The sequence below is a fragment of the Streptomyces sp. NPDC050085 genome, from assembly GCF_044460595.1.
Taxonomy (GTDB): Bacteria; Actinomycetota; Actinomycetes; order Streptomycetales; family Streptomycetaceae; genus Streptomyces.
The window spans coordinates 313,449-329,192 of sequence record NZ_JBITJZ010000005.1; the positions used below are offsets into that span (position 1 = coordinate 313,449).

Genomic DNA, 15,744 nt, shown 5'->3' on the forward strand with positions numbered 1-15,744 from the left:
CGGTGCGGGCTCATCCGTGCGGCTTCAGCGGAGCGTGGTCACCTTCGTGCCGGTGGCCGTACGGCCGGTCAGCGTGACCTTGGCGCTACGAGCCGTGCGGACGGCCAGCAGGTTCCCCGGGGCCGTGGTGCCCGCCGCCGACACCGAGTCGACCTGCCTGCTCCCGCCCGCGACCAGGTACCACGTCCCGGCCCGCGACTTCCACCGCACCCCGGCGAGCACCAACGGGTCACGGGAGCCGCACGCGGGCGAGCCCTCCGACTTCGCCGCGACGACCGCCGTGCCCGCCCCGGGCGCCCGGAACAGCGCGAGGGTGCGCGGCCCGCCGCCCTGCCAGGTCTCGGCGCGGGTACAGGTCCACTCCGCCGCGCCGTTCGCCTCGGGCAGGTCCTGGCGGGCGTACGCCCAGGAGTTGACGGAGCGCACCCCGTGCGAGCGCGCGGCCGCGAGCGAGCAGGCGGTGGTCGCCCAGTCGCCGGCCCGGGACTCGCGGGGCGCGTCCGGGCGGCCCGAGGTGAGATGCGCGGGGACGAGTTCGCCGAGGTCGGTGGAGTAGCGCGTGCCCGCGGAGTCGGTGAGCGCCAGCGCGTTCCAGGACGTGCACGAGGCGGAGACGGCCGGGCTCATGAACGGGGACGTCACGCCGTCCCGCGTACGGGACAGGCGCTGCGCCGGGGCGCTCGGTTTCAGCAGGTCGCGGACGGCCGCGCCGGTCGCCCAAGGGGCCGTCAGATAGCGGACGTTGCCGTCGGAGCGGTCCATGACGACGGCGCCCGCCTGTGCACCGCTCGCCCCGTCGACGCGGGCGAAGTCGAGGGCGGCGCCGCTCGTGCCGTTCTTCGGTTCGGCGTAGCGGACGATGCGCAGACCGTCGTAGAGGACGACGATGCGCGCCTGGTCGACCTCGCCCGCGTACAGCAGTTGCGCGGGTCCTGGCGGGGCGCCCGCCGGGGTGCCGGGGGTCGCCGAGACCTGGACGGACTCGCCGGGCCGCGCCCAGACGGCGAGCGCGCGGCGCAGCAGGGCCGTGTCGCCGGTGAGGGAGCCGCGCGCGGGCCACACGGAGAAGTCGGTGCGGGCCGAGGTCTGCCACGCGGTGGGTGCGACCTTCGTCAACCTGCCCGGATCCAGGGCGGCTTGACCCGCCGGGTTCTGTGCGTACGGGGGCGCCGCCGCGCCGTCGGGGCCCCAGCCGTCGCCGGGCAGGCCGAGCAGCGCCCCGCACACGACGGTCGCCGCGAGCGCCGCGATGCCCGCCTTGACGTGCTGGCGGCGGCGCATCAGGTCGGTGGGCCGGGCGTGCAGCGAGCAGGGGTCGAACTCCGGGGACTCGAGCAGCGCGTACAGGGCCTCCACGCCGTCGGCCTCGGCCAGGGCGGCGGCCGCGTCCTCGGCGGTGCAGCCCGCCTCCGTGAGGACGCCGCGCACGGCGGTGTCGTCGAGGCGCTCGAGGCCGCGCAGCACGTACGCGGCGCGGGCCGGGCCGCTGAGCGCGGACAGCCGCTGGTCCAGGGCGAGTTCATCGGCGCCGCCGGACTTCGGGAACAGGCGCAGGCCCCACACCTGCGGCAGCAGCGGCGGCAGTTGGGCCCGCTTGGGCCAGGCCGCCCGGCGCAGCGGCAGCCCCGCTTCGAGCGCGCTGCGCAGCACCTTGAGCCGTACATACGCGTAACCGGGGTCCCCGGCCGGGCGCCCGCTGCCGCGCTGGGCCGGGACCGCCGCCGGGGCGCTCGCCGTGCGGCCGCGCGGCAGCGCCCGCTGCGTGACGGAGTGGGCGGTCAGCACCCGGCGATTGCGGCCGAGCCCCGGCGGCAGCACCAGGTAGGCCAGGCGGACCAGCCGGGGATAGTGCTCGACCAGGGCCGCTTCGGCCTGCTCGACGCCGATGACGTCGGCCGCGCCGGGGGAGGGGGGCTTGGGTTGCTGCACCTTTGACTGCACGTTCAGCAGAACGAGCGAATCGTGGGATGGTCACAGGGATGCTGCCCCGGGGTGGGGTCAGGAGGTGGGGCCAGGGGGTGGGGTCACTGGGGCGGCGCGGTCAGCCGCTCCCGGATCACCTCCACCTCCTCGTCGCCCACCCCGAGCCCCTCGCGTACGTACTTCTCGACGCTCCCGTACCGGTCCGCCACCTCGTCCTGCGCCGCCCGCAGATACCCGGGCACGACGCCGATGACGGCCAGTGCCACGTCCGGGTCGCCGCCCTGGGCGGTGAAGCCCTCGATGAGCGGGGCGAAGGCGGTGCGCACGGCCGCGTTCACGGAGAGGTACTCGGTCTCGATCGTGGCGTCGTCCGCGCCCAGCAGACCCAGGATCACCGTCGCGCCCCAGCCCGTACGGTCCTTGCCCGCCGTGCAGTGGAACAGCAGCGGGCCCGCGTCCGGCGCGGCGAGTTCCAGGAGCAGCGTGCGGTACGCGGCCCGCGCCGACGCCGAGGACACCAGCGAGCGGTACGTGTCCGCGAACAGGGCCTCGGCGCGGCCGCCGCCCAACTCCCGCTCCGCGCGCACCGGATCGGCCAGGACCTCCTTGAGCTGGGCCGCCGCGGGGGCGACCCCGGCCCGCGCCAGCGTGTCGGCGAGCGCGTCGGCGGTCAGGTGGCGCACCCCGTCGGGCGTGCGGTCGGGGTGCGCGGCGCGCTCGGCATCCGTACGGAGGTCGAGGATCGTGCGGATGCCGAGCGCCGCGTATGCCGGATCGGCCGCCGGGTCGAGCCGGTCCAGCTGGCCGGAGCGGAAGACGCGCCCCGGCGTGACGGTGCGCCCGCCGGGCAGGGGCGTGCCGCCCAGGTCGCGCAGGTTGGCGACGGTGGTGGCGGGGATGGGTGCGGCCATGGGCGGGACTCCCGTTGTTCCTGGGTGCGTGTTCCGGTTTGTACTGTTCGTCCCGCCCAGTCTCCCCTACGGCGTCTTCGGCTGCGCATGGGCCCAACCGCTGAACTCGACCGTGCCCCGCGTCCCCGACACGAACTGGTCTGCGTGGTACGGAAGTTGTCCGTTGAGCGCGGTGAGCGCCGCAGCCGTATCAAGTGCTTGTGGCGCCGCTCGAGCCGCGGGCACGCCTGCCCCAGGGCCGTGCCGAGCCCGACGGCGCCCGCCGTGCCGAGAACGTACGGAACAGGAGTGCACGATGAGGAAGCTGCTGGTGGCGGGGTTCATGGTGGGCGCGGCCCTGGCGGGGTGCGCCGGATGCACCGCGCACGACGACGGTCCGAAGGCCGCGAGGTCTGCGCAGGCCCCCGAGACGGCGACCGGCACCTTGGAACAGCTGGCCCAAAAGGCGGGCTGCACCCCCGACATCCAGACCGACGCGGCCGAACTGCGCCAGGCCAACTGCGGTGACAGGAGCGGCCGTTACGTCCTCGCCACCTTCGCCACCGACCGCGGCCAGGCCGAGTGGCTGGACGCGGCCGACGACTACGGCGGCACGTATCTCGTCGGCCGCAAATGGATCGCGGTCGGCACGGACCGGGTCGTGACAGAGCTGCGCGGCCGGCTCGGCGGGACCGTGGAGCGGTCCTCCTCGCACCACTCGGGGAGTAGCGGTGGTGGGGGTCACGAGGAGGGTGCCTCTACTGAAGGGCACACGGGTCACCACTGAGACGGCCGCGCAGCGGCCAGGGGGGCGGTCAGGTGCAGTTCTGTCCCCGGTTGATGCAGCTCGCCACGCGCTGCATCAGCTTGTCGTCGAAGACGTTGATGAAGTCGCCGTGGTCGGTGATCGGCTTGTGCAGCTGCTCGGGGAACGAGTCGACGGCGAAGCCGGGCCCGGGCGGCACCGCGTACACGATGCGCTGCACCAGCTGCGGGATCGCCTTGAAGCCCGCCGGGCAGGCGCCGGTGCGCGGGTCCTCGAAGGCCACGTGCGTACGGTGGTTGGCGCTGTCGGTGTTGGTGCCGTCCCAGCAGCTCTGGAACCGGAAGGTGCGCACCACCTTCGAACCGCGCGGACAGATCGGGTACTTGTCCTTCAACTGGCGGTTCTCGAACCCGGTGCAGCTCCACGACGCATTGGCGTTCGCGTCGCCATTGGTGAAGGCCTTCGCGTCGCCGGTGATGATCCGCAGGAATCGCGGCATCGCCACGACCTTGCTCGTCGCATTCCCGTCGAATTTCAAGGTCACCGATGACGGGGTCTGGATCTCTCCGGTGTTCTTGTCCTGTCCGCCGCCGGGTGCGTTCGCGTCCGCTTCGTTCTTTCCGTTCTGCAGGCGAAGGACGGGCCAGTAATAGGTCGACTTGTCACCCTGATTGCGGCAGCTGGTCCGCCCGTTCGCGAGATCGTCGTCACTCGCGAAAGCGTCCGTCGCCTGATTCCCTACGTAATCGTGCATATGGTGAGCGCCATTGCTCACTCCGGGCGCGACGATGACATTGTCGGGATTGAACTTGCCGTTCGCGTTGCGCCCGCAGGACGTGGTGAACGTGCCGCGGGAGGCGGCGCGTTGATTGCGGGGAGCCCGGACGTCGGGCCGGACCGACCTGATGTCGACGAAGTCGCTCGCGGCGGGGCCGTTGCCGGTGCCGCCGCCAGTGCTGGGCTGAGAGGGCGGCGAACTCGCGCTCGGGGAAGCCGAGTTGCCGGGTTGCTGCGAGGGCTGCTGCGAAGGCTGCTGGGCGGGCTGGTCCGGTGCCCGCCCGGTGCAGGCCGCCATCCCGTCCAACTGCTGCGGCGGGCTGCCGCCGGAGCGCCGGATGTCCTCCCCGATGCGGCCGAGCACCGCCCCGCGCTTGTCCTTCAGCGGGCCCAGGATGCTGTTCTGCACGAAGCCCGGGTCCTGCGCTGCGGCGTCCCGGTTCGAGGCGAGGCGCTGGTACGCCTCCGTGATCTGACTGTCCAGGGTGGCGAGTTCACCGTCCACCTGACCGCGGGCGCCGCCCGGCACGTCGGGCAGGGCGTTGCCCACGTCGGGACAGTCGATCGTCATCACTTGCTGCTGCGGCGCTTGCTGTTCCTGCCCTTGTGTCTGCCCCTGGTCCTGCGTCGGGTCCTCATGGGCCGACGCGTACACATTGACCGCGATCAGCCCACCCCCGCCCAGGAGAAGTGCGGCCGACGCGATGGTCATCCGTGTCGCCAGCGAAGAGCGCCGTTTCCGAGAGGTGCGTCCCATGGGACTACGTACGCAACAGGAGGCGGCCGTGTTCAATCGGCCGCCGGAATTTCTCAGCGGCCCTGATCGAGATAGGCGAGAACCGCGAGCACCCGCCGATTGTCGTCATCGGAAACGGTCAGGTCCAACTTGGTGAAGATATTGGACGTGTGCTTGGCAATGGCCCGCTCGGTGACCACCAATTGCCCCGCGATCGCCGCGTTCGACCGCCCCTGCGCCATCAGTTCCAGAACTTCCAGTTCCCTCGGCGTGAGCCCGCCGATCGGCGCGTTCGCGGCCTGCCGCGACAGGAGCTGCTGGATCACCGTCGGGTCCATCGCCGTGCCGCCGCCGGCCACCCGGCGCACGGCGTCGATGAACTGGTCCGCGTCGAACACCCGGTCCTTCAGGAGGTACCCCACCCCGCCGTTCCCGTCGGCGAGCAGCTCGCGCGCGTACAACTGCTCCACGTGCTGCGACAGGACGAGCACCGGCAGGCCGGGCCGCTCCCGGCGCGCCGCGAGCGCGCACTGCAGCCCCTCGTCGGTGTGGGACGGCGGCAGCCGGACGTCGACGACGGCGACGTCCGGGTTCAACTCGGCGAGCGCCTTGGTGAGTTCGGGACCGCTCTCGACAGCGGCGGCGATCTCGAAGTCGTACGCCTCGAGCATCCGCACCAGACCGTCCCGCAGCAGGAACAGGTCTTCGGCTAGGACAACACGCAAGGGATCTCCATGGTCACCATGGTGGGACCGCCGGCGGGGGAGCTGACGGCGAGGACACCGTCGAATGTACCGAGCCTGCGCTCGATCCCGCTCAGCCCGCCGCCGGATCCGATCACGACGCCGCCCTTGCCGTCGTCGGTGACGGAGATCCGCAGGTGTCCGTCGGTGTGCGCGATGTCGACCCAGATGCGGTCCGCGCCCGCGTGCTTCACCGCGTTCGTCAGGACCTCGCTGACCGCGAAGTACGCGGCCGCCTCGACCGGGGCGTCGGCCCGCCCCGCCATCTCCACCTCCACCTCGGTCGCCACGGGCAGGCGCAGTGCCAACGCCCGTACGGCGTCGCCGAGTCCGCGCTCGGCGAGCACCGGAGGATGGATGCCGCGCACGAGGTCGCGCAGCTCGGTCAGCGCGTCGTGCGACGACTGCCTGGCCTGCGCCACGAGCTCCTTGGCCTTGGCCGGATTCCGCTCGATCAGCGCCTCGATCGTGCCGAGGTCCATGCCCATCGCGACGAGCCTGGCCTGCGCCCCGTCGTGCAGATCGCGCTCGATGCGCCGCAGCTCGGCCGCCGAGGTGTCCACGGCGTCGCGCCGCGTCTCGGTCAACACCCGTACGCGCTCCTCGAGTTCACCGCCGGGCGGCAGCAGCACGGCCCGCGTCAGCAGGAAGTGCCCCTTCAGCAGCGCGGGTGCGAGGAACAGGCCGGTGGCGAGCAGTGCCGTCGCGAGCACGGCGGCGAGCAGCGCGGTGCCCTGCCCGCTGACCGGCACGAACCCGTACCACCAGCCGATGTGCGTGCCGTCGGTGAAGACCCGCCACAGTCCTGCGGCGAGCGCGTACCCCTCGACCGGGTAGAAGACGAGCGCCGCGGGCAGCAGGGCGGTCACGAACCCGGCCGTCATGTCGACGAGCAGCCACCGCAGGTCGCGCCAGGTCGCCGGGTCGGTGAGCAGCAGCCGGCATCGCTCGACCTGCCCGACGACCCCGCCGCGCAGATCGTCGGGGAACGGCCGGTACGTCGCCGGGATCCGCACCCCGCACCACTCGCCGGCGACGGCCCGCCGCCAGTTCGCCCAGTGCCGGACGAGGCCGAGCACCCAGGGCGTGGTCAGGGCGCCGACCCCGAGGACCAGGAAGACGAGCGACAGGACCGAGAGGATGAACAAGGTGATCGACCCGGCGAGCCCGGCCACGGCGACCCACAGCCCCCGCAGCCCCGCCACCACGGCGCTCCGCGCCCTCGCACCCATCCCGTACTCCGTCCGCTCCACCAGCCCGGTCGGCTGTTTCGGCCCTGTCCCTGACAGTGTGGCCGGTGGAGCGGCGCGGGTCAGTGGGAACGACACCCGGACCGGGGTGTTCCTACGTACACCCCGGTCCGGGCGGAAGCGCTGATCAGCGGCCGGCCGGCGGCGCGTACTTGTAGCCGACGCGGCGCACGGTCTGGATCACCTTGCGGTGCTCGGCACCCAGCTTGCGGCGCAGCCGGGCGATGTGGACGTCGACGGTGCGGCCGTCGCCGACGTGCCCGTAGCCCCACACCGTGGTGACGAGCTGGTCGCGGGTGTGCACCCGGTGCGGATGTGCGACGAGATGCGCGAGAAGCTCGAACTCGAGGTAGGTCAGGTCGAGTTGGCGCCCGAGGACGCTGGCGGTGCGCTGCGCGCTGTCGATCCCGATGAGCGCGTCGGACGCCTCCCGCACCGGCGGTTCGACGGGCAGCAGCGGCTGCTGGTCGGCGGGTACGAGCACCAGGTAGCCGATCATCGGCGGGTGGCCCGGCAGGACGGGCAGGGTGTGCGGCGGGGCGGGCAGCAGGGTCGCGCCCGGCGGCAGGAACTCGGTGACGTCCGCGATGTCGTCGTTGCCCACAGCACGCAGACGTGTACGGGCAGGGGCCGAGGGGGCAACGGAAGGAGCAACGGAAAGGGAGCGGGCGTGAGCCATGGCGGGTCAACTTTCGCGCGAGAGGCCGTCTGGGAGAGGACGTACGTCATGCGCGCGGACCGAAGGCCGTACCGCGGTCTCGGCGGGTAACGGCTTTAGAGGGCCTGCGCGTTCGTCGCGCGGCAACAGACTCGGTCGAAGTCGTGGTGCTGACGGGAAGGCCAGAACGGCTCGAGGTCGTGACGACGACCCCGTGCGCCGGTGTTCTGAGGTGAGCTGGCCATGCCCTTATTGAAGCAGATGCGGTACGGATAGGAGAGGGCGCCCGCAGAAGATGCGGACGCCCTCGAGTGGTTCATGACCGAAATCAGACCTGTCCGGCCTTCTCCAGGGCGGTGCAGCAGGTGTCGACGAGGAGACGCGTGACGACGTACGGGTCGACGTTGGCGTTCGGACGACGGTCCTCGATGTAGCCCTTGCCGTCCTTCTCGACCTGCCACGGGATGCGCACCGAGGCGCCGCGGTTCGAGACGCCGTACGAGTACTCGTTCCACGGGGCGGTCTCGTGCAGGCCCGTCAGGCGGTCGTCGATGCCCGCGCCGTAGTTCTTGACGTGGTCGAGCGGCTTGGAGCCCTCGCCGAGGGACTCGCACGCGGTGATGATCGCGTCGTAGCCCTCGCGCATCGCCTTCGTCGAGAAGTTCGTGTGCGCACCGGCGCCGTTCCAGTCGCCCTTGACCGGCTTCGGGTCGAGGGTCGCGGAGACGTTGAAGTCCTCGGCGGTGCGGTACAGCAGCCAGCGGGCCACCCACAGCTGGTCGGAGACCTCGAGCGGCGCGAGCGGGCCGACCTGGAACTCCCACTGGCCCGGCATGACCTCGGCGTTGATGCCGGAGATGCCGAGACCGGCCTTCAGGCAGTTGTCGAGGTGGGCCTCGACGACGTCACGGCCGAAGATCTCGTCCGAGCCGACGCCGCAGTAGTAGCCGCCCTGCGCGGCGGGGAAGCCGCCGACCGGGAAGCCGAGCGGGCGCTCGCCCTCGAAGAACGTGTACTCCTGCTCGATGCCGAAGATCGGCTCCTGGGCGCCGAAGCGCTCCTCGACCTCGACGAGCGCGGCCCGCGTGTTGGACTCGTGCGGCGTCATGTCGATGTTGAGGACCTCGCACATGACGAGGATGTCGTCGCCGCCGCGGATCGGGTCCGGGTACACGGCGACCGGCTTGAGCACGCGGTCGGAGGCGTGGCCCTCGGCCTGGTTCGTGGAGGACCCGTCGAAGCCCCAGATCGGCAGCGCGTCCAGGCCTTCCGGCGAACCGGCGATTATCTTCGTCTTCGAACGAAGCTTGGCCGTCGGCTCGGTGCCGTCGATCCAGATGTACTCAGCCTTGAACGTCACGGGCCACATCCTCACTCACGGGTCTCTATCTGCCCGGCAGCCTGTCAACAGGCGATTTCCCGCCCGTTGCCCACATGTGAACCCCGTGTTACCCGCGACTCATCGCGTCCCGCACGGCGTCGTCACTTCGGCCCACCACCGCCGTGCCGTCGTCGGCCGTGATGATCGGGCGCTGGATCAGCTTCGGATGCGACGCGAGCGCCTCGATCCACCGGTCGCGGCTGTCCGCGTCCCGTGCCCACTCCTTCAGGCCGAGCTCCTTGGCGGCGGCCTCCTGGGTGCGGGTGATGTCCCACGGTTCGAGCCCGAGCCGGTCGAGCACGGCGCGGATCTCGTCGGGCGACGGCACGTCCTCCAGGTACCGGCGCACCGTGTAGTCGGCGCCCTCCGCGTCGAGCAGGGTGAGCGCGCTGCGGCACTTCGAGCAGGCCGGGTTGATCCAGATCTCCATGGGGTCAAAGGTACGCGAGGGAGGTCCTCAACTAGGCCTTGGCCAGCGGCTTTTGTCAGTGGTCGGCAGTAGAATAGAAGCAGTGTTCGAGGGCTACGGGGGCTCTCGGAATCGCGCGACAGGAGGATGCCTGTGCCCGCTGCCGCACCCATGCTGATCGATCTGCCGTACGCACCACTCGCCAAGAGGCCGCTCCCCGCGGGACGGCCCCGTGACTGGTACATCACCCACAACCGTCGCCTCAAGGCCATGCGCCTGGCGATAGCCCTGCTCGACTCGGGCGTCTACCTCCCCAACCAGGCCCACAACCAGAGGATCCGCATCACGGCCGAACTGATCGGCGTCCACCCGCCGTCGGACACGACGTGCCACATGGTGCGCGCCCTGATGAGGTACGCCCGCTGATCCCGGCCTCTCCGGCGTTTGGGAGCGGGGTCCGGGGCCGAGCCCCGCGGCCTTCACTCAACCGCCGGAGAGCTCTTTCTCAGCCGGAGAGCTCTTTCTCAAGGGGCGTACGAAACCGCGGAGTCATCACGGTGCCGCCCAGCCACTCCATGAGCCGGGCGGCCTCAGCCGTCACCGCGTCGTGCACCGCACGCCCACCTGACCCGTCGAGGAGCCGCCACACGACCTCCCCGTCGGCCCGCTGACCCCACCCGCCCACGATCCGCCCGTCCCACCACACCGTCGGCCCGATGTTCCCGCTGCCGTCGAAGAGGGCCGGCCGCAGCTCTGGCGGGCAGTACCAGTCCCGCTCCTGCCACCCCATCGCCGTCGGATCGAGCCCGGGCAGCAGGGCGGCCCAGGGCGCCAAGTCGCCGTCCGGCGGCTCCAGTTGACCGGGCAGGACGTACCCCGTCCCGCCCTCGTCCAGCGAGACCTCGACGGCTCCCACCGCGGCCAGCGCCCGGCGCACGTCCGTCACCTTCCAGCCCGTCCACCACTTGAGGTCCCCCTCCGTGGCGGGCCCGCACACCCCGAGCCAGCGCCGCAGCAGCTCCGACTGGGCCTCGGCGACCGGGAGTTCGGGGTGCGGCGGCGCCACCGCCCACCGGAACCGGCTGGAGGTCCAGGACCCCAGCGGACGGCCGCGTACGACCCGGCCCTCGACGCCGAGCACCCGCATGAGCCGCGACGATACGGTCTGCGGCGATTCGTGGTTCGTGCCCCTGCCGTACGTGAACCGCTCACGCAACCGGGGTTCGTCCACGGTGAGTTCGTTGACCGTGGCCTGCCCGCGCCGGGCCAGCGCGGCGAGCGCGGACTCCTCGACGCCGGCCAGCCACTCGGGCGTGAGGCGCCCGTCGCTGCCGGTGGTGATGTCCTTGAGCAGCCCGGCCCGCGCCTTCGCGGCGACCGCGAGCCCGGTCGAGGCGTGCACCGTCGCCGCGGACTCCGCAGGGAACACGAACACCGTGTGCCGCATCCCGTGCATCCGCACCAGCGTCCGGTCCTCGTACAGGGCGCGCTCGACGTCCGCGACCGTCCCGGCGGCGTCGGCGAGCCGCGCCCCGACCGCGAGGTACACCGTGGCCGGGTCCGTGCCGTGCAGCGCCACGAGCGACTCGGCGACCTCCTCGGCGCCCGCGGCCCGCGCGCCGGGGGACAGGCGGTGCGCGAGGGCCAGGCGGGTCCTGCGTTCGGCGGTACCGATGTGCCTCTTGGTCATGCCGCTCATCCTGCCGGAGCGGTCACCTGTTTGCCGTACTTGGCATGCGGCCCCCCGGCGGAGCACCGTTGACTGGTGCGACGAGCAGTGCCGGGCGAGCGGAGGAGTTCGGGATGGCGAGCGTACGAGGTATGCGGGTGGCGGGTGCGACCCTGCTCGCGACGGTCCTGGCCGTCGCCGTGGCGGGCTGCTCCGACAGCGACACCAGTCCCTCCGACGCCGCGTCCAAAGCGGCCGACGTGGTGGCCTCCGCGACGGCCGATGCACAGAAGCAGCTCGACGAGGTCAAGGACAGCGTCAACGCCAAGGACGACGTGAAGCTCGGCGACGTCGCCAAGGACGACGGCCGCGCCACGGTCCCGGTCACCGTCAGCAACGGGCAGTCGTCCACACAGTCGTACGTCGTCATGGTCAACTTCCGCGACAGCGGCGGGAACATGCTGGACACCGTCGTGCTCAAGGTGAACGACGTCGAGGCCGGCAAGTCCAAGGACGCCACCGCCCGCAGCCACCGCACCCTGGACGGCGACGTCACCGCCGACGTCGCCCGCGCCCTGCGGCACTGAGCGCCGGGGCGCCCGCGATGAGCAGCCCCGACGAACGCGCCGCCCAGGGCAAACGCGCCCGCAAGTACGCCTCCCGCTCCTCGCACGCCCCCTGGATCCCGGCCGCGGACCGCGCGGACCCGGTCGTCGTCCTGGAGCGCCAGGGCGTCGACCGCCTCCCCGATCTGCTGCCGATCCGCTACGGGCGGATGGCGGCGAGCCCCTTCGCGTTCCTGCGCGGCGCCGCGGCCGTCATGACGGCCGACCTCGCGGCGATACCCCACACGGGCCTCACCGTCCAACTCTGCGGTGACGCCCACCTGTTGAACTTCGGCCTGTTCGCCTCGCCGGAGCGCTCCCTGCTCTTCGACCTCAACGACTTCGACGAGACGTACCCGGGCCCCTTCGAGTGGGACGTCAAACGCCTCGCCGCCTCGATCGCCGTCGCCGCCCGCGACAACGGCCACTCCGACAAGCAGGCCCACCGCGCGGCGTGCGCCTCCGTGACCGCGTACCGCACGAACATGCGCCGCCTTTCCGGGCTCGGCGAGCTCGCCGTCTGGTACGAGCGCATCGACGCCCACGCCCTGCTCCCGCTGGTCCGCTCCACCCGCCACCGGCGCCGCGTCGAGCACACCCTCAGCCAGGCCACCCGCCGCACCAGCCTGCACGCCCTGGCCAAACTCACCGAGACCACGCCCGACGGGCGCCGCCGCATCGTCCACGACCCGCCGCTGCTCGAACCCGCGGGCGTCACCGACGCCGCGGCCATCCGCAAGATGTTCGGCGACTACCGCTCCACGCTCGCCGAGGAACGCCGCCGGCTGCTCGACCGCTACCGGTTCGTGGACGCCGCCCGCAAGGTCGTCGGCGTCGGCAGCGTCGGCACCCGCTGCTTCATCGTCCTGCTGGCCGGACGCGACCAGGACGACCCCCTCTTCCTCCAGATCAAGGAGGCGACCCGCTCGGTCGTCGAGGAGCACATCCCGTACCACGGCACCTACCTTCACCCCGGCCACCGCGTCGTCTCGGGGCAGCGCCTGCTCCAGGCCGCGAGCGACATCTTCCTCGGCTGGATGACGGGCCCCCAGGGCCGCGCCTTCTACTGGCGTCAACTGCGCGACATGAAGGGCTCCGCGGACATCGGGGGCATGCCGCCCGACGAACTCCTCTCGTACGCCCGCCTGTGCGGCACCGCCCTGTCCCGCGCCCACGCCCGCTCCGGCGACCGCATCGCCATCGCCGCGTACCTGGGCGGTTCGGACACCTTCGACCGGGCGATCGCCTCCTTCGCCCTGCGGTACGCCGATCAGACGTCGACGGACCACGCGGCGCTGCGCCGGGCGGTCTCGGCGGGCGTGATCGCGGCGACACCGGGCGCGTAGCAGGGGAGCGCAGAACGGTGTGAGGCGCAACAATGGCTGCACAGCTGGTGATGGGACACGATGGCCCGCCCCGGTAGCCGCCCACCCGCAACCCCCGGAGGGCACCGTGCCACAGCCCGAGATGCCGGACGGCTTCGCCGTCATCACCGTCGCCGCTTCGGCCGGCGGCATCCACGCCCTGATCACCCTGCTCGGCGGCCTCGACGCCGAACTGCCCGTGCCCGTCCTCGTCGTCCAGCACCTGGACCCACGCCACCGGACCGTCCTCGCCGAGATCCTCGACCGCCGCTCCCCGCTGACGGTGAAGCTCGCCGAGCAGGACGAGACGGCCTGCCCGGGCACCGTCCACATCGCACCGCCCGACCGCCACCTCCTCGTCGGCCAGGACGGCAGCCTCACCCTCTCCCGGAGCGAACTCGTCCACTTCCTGCGCCCCTCCGCCGACCTGCTCTTCGAGTCCGCGGCGGGGGCCTACGGCGAGCGCGTCATCGCCGTCGTCCTGACCGGCACGGGCCACGACGGAGCGATGGGTGTGGATGCTGTGAAGTCACGTGGCGGTACCGTGATCGTCCAGGACCCGCAGACCGCGGAGTTCAGTGGCATGCCAGAGGCGGCAGTGGGTACGGGCACAGTGGACTTCGTGCTACCTCTGGAGGAGATCCCCGCGGTACTCCGCGGACTCGTCGACACCAAAGGGCAATAGGTAGACAGCGATGGGCGAAGTGCCGCGCGACGCAGAGACCGACGAGGACCTGGAGGACCTGCTCGGTTTCCTTCGTGATGCCCGCGGCTTCGACTTCACCGGCTACAAGCGCTCGTCGCTCGGCCGCCGCATCCGCAAGCGGATGGCGGACGTCGGCATCGACTCGTACACCGACTACCGCGACCAACTGGAGACGAACGCCGACGAGTTCAGCGCTCTCTTCAACACCATTCTGATCAACGTCACCTCGATCTTCCGCGACGCCGACGCCTGGACCTACCTCCAGCGCGAGGTGCTCCCCGAACTGCTCGCCCAGGTCGACGCCGAGGACGAGATCAGGGTGTGGAGCGCGGGCTGCTCCAGCGGCGAGGAGGCCTACTCGCTGGCCATCATGTTCGCCGAGGCCCTCGGCGTCGACGAGGCCGTCAACCGGATCAAGATCTACGGCACCGACGTGGACGACGAAGCGCTGCGCGACGCCCGCTCCGGCCTCTACCCGGCCAGGGTCCTGGAACCGCTCGCGCCCGAGCTGCGCGAGAAGTACTTCCAGCCCAACGGGTCGCAGTTCGCCTTCCGCTCCGACCTGCGCCGCCGCGTCATCTTCGGCCGCCACGACATCACCCGCGACGCCCCCATCTCCCGCCTCGACCTGCTGGTCTGCCGCAACGCCCTGATGTACTTCAACGTCGAGGCGCAGACCCAGATCATCGACCGGTTCCACTTCGCGCTGCGCCCGAGCGGATTCCTCTTCCTCGGCAAGGCCGAGATGCTGCTCAACGACGCCGACCGGTTCGACGTCATCTCCATGCGCCAGCGCATCTTCCGCCGCCGCCCCGGCGACTCGCCGACGCCGTACCAGCCGGCCCCGAAGCTCCGTACCCACCTGGGCGGCGGCGACCTGCAGACCGTGGCCCGCAGCAGGCAACTGCGCGACCTGGCCCTCGACGCCTCACCCGGCGCCGCCCTCACGGTCGACACCGAGGGCGTCGTCGTCCTCATCAACCACCACGCCCGTGTCCGGTTCGGCCTGACCGCGAACGACGTCGGCCGCCCCTTCCAGGACCTGGAGATCTCCTACCGCCCCGTAGAACTGCGCTCCCTCATCGACCAGGCCACGCACGAGCGCCGCACCCTCCGGGTGAACGGGGCGGAGCGCAGGGTCGGCGAGGACGTGCAGTTCTACGACATCGTCGTACAGCCCCTCGTCGGCTCGGGCGGCCTGCCCGCGGCCACCAACATCACCTTCACGGACGTCACCGTGACCACACAGCTCAAGTCCGAGGTCAAGCGAGTACGGGAGGACCTCGAGACGGCATACGAGGAACTCCAGTCCACCAACGAAGAGTTGGAGACCACCAACGAGGAACTCCAGTCCTCCATCGAGGAGCTGGAGACCACGAACGAAGAACTCCAGTCCACGAACGAGGAGTTGGAGACCACGAACGAAGAGCTCCAGTCCGGCAACGAGGAACTGGAGACGATGAACGAAGAGATGCGCATCCGCAGCGAGGAACTGGACGAGGCCCGCGCGTTCCTGGAGGGCGTCCTCACTTCCATCGCGGCCGCCGTCGTGGTCATCGACAAGGACCTCGACGTCAAGAGCTGGAACCGGGGCGCCACCGACCTGTGGGGCCTGCGCGCGGACGAGGTCCTCGACACCTCCTTCTTCGCGCTCGACTTCGGGCTGCCCACGCGGCCGCTGCGCGATGCCGTGGAGGAGTGCCTGGCCACCCGCAAGCGCGGCACCTCGGTGGTCCCCGCGGTCAACCGCCTGGGCCGCGCCATCAGTTGCACCGTGCACTTCAGCCCGTTCGACGGGCACCGCGGCGGCGTGGTCCTGTTGATGGAAGAAGGTCCGAGCGAGGACTCCGCCTGAGCCACGGGGCGT

General features: G+C 71.4%; 15 protein-coding genes. 6 read left to right on the plus strand and 9 right to left on the minus strand.

The features are described from left to right. Positions 1–24: 24 nt before the first annotated feature. On the minus strand, positions 25–1,941 hold the full coding sequence (locus ACIBUY_RS21105; RefSeq protein WP_365561797.1) for a hypothetical protein: 1,917 nt from the start codon (positions 1,939–1,941) through the stop codon (positions 25–27). 83 nt (positions 1,942–2,024) lie between these two features. Then, positions 2,025–2,834, minus strand: a complete 810-nt coding sequence (locus ACIBUY_RS21110; protein ID WP_399153320.1) for a tyrosine-protein phosphatase — start codon at positions 2,832–2,834, stop codon at positions 2,025–2,027. 295 nt (positions 2,835–3,129) lie between these two features. On the opposite strand from ACIBUY_RS21110, the gene ACIBUY_RS21115 reads away from it, so the two are divergent. Next, on the plus strand, positions 3,130–3,600 hold the full coding sequence (locus ACIBUY_RS21115) for a hypothetical protein (protein WP_399153321.1): 471 nt from the start codon (positions 3,130–3,132) through the stop codon (positions 3,598–3,600). A gap of 28 nt (positions 3,601–3,628) precedes the next feature. On the opposite strand, the gene ACIBUY_RS21120 is transcribed toward ACIBUY_RS21115, so the two are convergent. The 6 genes from ACIBUY_RS21120 to ACIBUY_RS21145 all read right to left on the minus strand — a co-directional run bounded on the left by ACIBUY_RS21120 (position 3,629) and on the right by ACIBUY_RS21145 (position 9,554). Next, positions 3,629–5,113 (minus strand): DUF1996 domain-containing protein, encoded by a 1,485-nt coding sequence (locus ACIBUY_RS21120; RefSeq protein ID WP_399153322.1) that lies wholly within the window; start codon positions 5,111–5,113, stop codon positions 3,629–3,631. Between the two features lie 53 nt (positions 5,114–5,166). Next, the gene (locus tag ACIBUY_RS21125; protein WP_365561808.1) at positions 5,167–5,817 is read right to left on the minus strand and encodes a response regulator transcription factor; all 651 of its coding nucleotides are present in this window, start codon (positions 5,815–5,817) and stop codon (positions 5,167–5,169) included. Then, on the minus strand, positions 5,802–7,067 hold the full coding sequence (locus ACIBUY_RS21130) for a sensor histidine kinase (RefSeq protein WP_399153323.1): 1,266 nt from the start codon (positions 7,065–7,067) through the stop codon (positions 5,802–5,804). Before ACIBUY_RS21130 ends, ACIBUY_RS21125 begins: the two co-directional genes overlap by 16 nt. Positions 7,068–7,212: 145 nt before the next feature. Further along, positions 7,213–7,764 (minus strand): winged helix-turn-helix domain-containing protein, encoded by a 552-nt coding sequence (locus ACIBUY_RS21135; RefSeq protein ID WP_365561814.1) that lies wholly within the window; start codon positions 7,762–7,764, stop codon positions 7,213–7,215. 307 nt (positions 7,765–8,071) lie between these two features. Then, a complete protein-coding gene (gene glnII, locus ACIBUY_RS21140; RefSeq protein ID WP_365561816.1) occupies positions 8,072–9,103 on the minus strand; it encodes a glutamine synthetase in 1,032 nt (343 codons plus the stop codon). A gap of 88 nt (positions 9,104–9,191) precedes the next feature. Beyond that, complete coding sequence (locus ACIBUY_RS21145) at positions 9,192–9,554, minus strand: arsenate reductase family protein (protein ID WP_365561819.1); 363 nt, start codon at positions 9,552–9,554, stop codon at positions 9,192–9,194. A gap of 126 nt (positions 9,555–9,680) precedes the next feature. Between ACIBUY_RS21145 and ACIBUY_RS21150 the strand changes: the two genes are divergently transcribed. Continuing rightward, complete coding sequence (locus tag ACIBUY_RS21150; protein ID WP_399153324.1) at positions 9,681–9,959, plus strand: hypothetical protein; 279 nt, start codon at positions 9,681–9,683, stop codon at positions 9,957–9,959. A gap of 79 nt (positions 9,960–10,038) precedes the next feature. Here ACIBUY_RS21150 and ACIBUY_RS21155 read toward each other — a convergent pair whose 3' ends face one another. Then, positions 10,039–11,223 (minus strand): winged helix DNA-binding domain-containing protein, encoded by a 1,185-nt coding sequence (locus tag ACIBUY_RS21155; protein ID WP_399153325.1) that lies wholly within the window; start codon positions 11,221–11,223, stop codon positions 10,039–10,041. Between the two features lie 113 nt (positions 11,224–11,336). Between ACIBUY_RS21155 and ACIBUY_RS21160 the strand changes: the two genes are divergently transcribed. From ACIBUY_RS21160 to ACIBUY_RS21175, 4 genes are all read left to right on the plus strand, one after another. After that, positions 11,337–11,789, plus strand: a complete 453-nt coding sequence (locus ACIBUY_RS21160) for a hypothetical protein (protein ID WP_399153326.1) — start codon at positions 11,337–11,339, stop codon at positions 11,787–11,789. 17 nt (positions 11,790–11,806) lie between these two features. Then, positions 11,807–13,153: a DUF2252 domain-containing protein gene (locus tag ACIBUY_RS21165; RefSeq protein ID WP_399153327.1), complete on the plus strand. Its 1,347-nt coding sequence runs from the start codon at positions 11,807–11,809 to the stop codon at positions 13,151–13,153. A 121-nt stretch (positions 13,154–13,274) separates the two neighbouring features. Then, positions 13,275–13,856: a chemotaxis protein CheB gene (locus ACIBUY_RS21170; protein WP_399153492.1), complete on the plus strand. Its 582-nt coding sequence runs from the start codon at positions 13,275–13,277 to the stop codon at positions 13,854–13,856. Between the two features lie 10 nt (positions 13,857–13,866). After that, complete coding sequence (locus ACIBUY_RS21175; protein ID WP_365561828.1) at positions 13,867–15,732, plus strand: CheR family methyltransferase; 1,866 nt, start codon at positions 13,867–13,869, stop codon at positions 15,730–15,732. The last annotated feature ends 12 nt before the right edge of the window (positions 15,733–15,744 follow it).

Excerpts from the sequence above, each read along its gene's own strand:
- ACIBUY_RS21110 (WP_399153320.1), bottom strand. The coding sequence starts at position 2,834 with ATGGCCGCACCCATCCCCGCCACCACCGTCGCCAACCTGCGCGACCTG.
- ACIBUY_RS21115 (WP_399153321.1), top strand. The coding sequence starts at position 3,130 with ATGAGGAAGCTGCTGGTGGCGGGGTTCATGGTGGGCGCGGCCCTGGCG.
- ACIBUY_RS21120 (WP_399153322.1), bottom strand. The coding sequence starts at position 5,113 with ATGGGACGCACCTCTCGGAAACGGCGCTCTTCGCTGGCGACACGGATG.
- ACIBUY_RS21130 (WP_399153323.1), bottom strand. The coding sequence starts at position 7,067 with ATGGGTGCGAGGGCGCGGAGCGCCGTGGTGGCGGGGCTGCGGGGGCTG.
- ACIBUY_RS21135 (WP_365561814.1), bottom strand. The coding sequence starts at position 7,764 with ATGGCTCACGCCCGCTCCCTTTCCGTTGCTCCTTCCGTTGCCCCCTCG.
- ACIBUY_RS21145 (WP_365561819.1), bottom strand. The coding sequence starts at position 9,554 with ATGGAGATCTGGATCAACCCGGCCTGCTCGAAGTGCCGCAGCGCGCTC.
- ACIBUY_RS21150 (WP_399153324.1), top strand. The coding sequence starts at position 9,681 with ATGCCTGTGCCCGCTGCCGCACCCATGCTGATCGATCTGCCGTACGCA.
- ACIBUY_RS21155 (WP_399153325.1), bottom strand. The coding sequence starts at position 11,223 with ATGACCAAGAGGCACATCGGTACCGCCGAACGCAGGACCCGCCTGGCC.
- ACIBUY_RS21160 (WP_399153326.1), top strand. The coding sequence starts at position 11,337 with ATGGCGAGCGTACGAGGTATGCGGGTGGCGGGTGCGACCCTGCTCGCG.
- ACIBUY_RS21165 (WP_399153327.1), top strand. The coding sequence starts at position 11,807 with ATGAGCAGCCCCGACGAACGCGCCGCCCAGGGCAAACGCGCCCGCAAG.
- ACIBUY_RS21170 (WP_399153492.1), top strand. The coding sequence starts at position 13,275 with ATGCCGGACGGCTTCGCCGTCATCACCGTCGCCGCTTCGGCCGGCGGC.
- ACIBUY_RS21175 (WP_365561828.1), top strand. The coding sequence starts at position 13,867 with ATGGGCGAAGTGCCGCGCGACGCAGAGACCGACGAGGACCTGGAGGAC.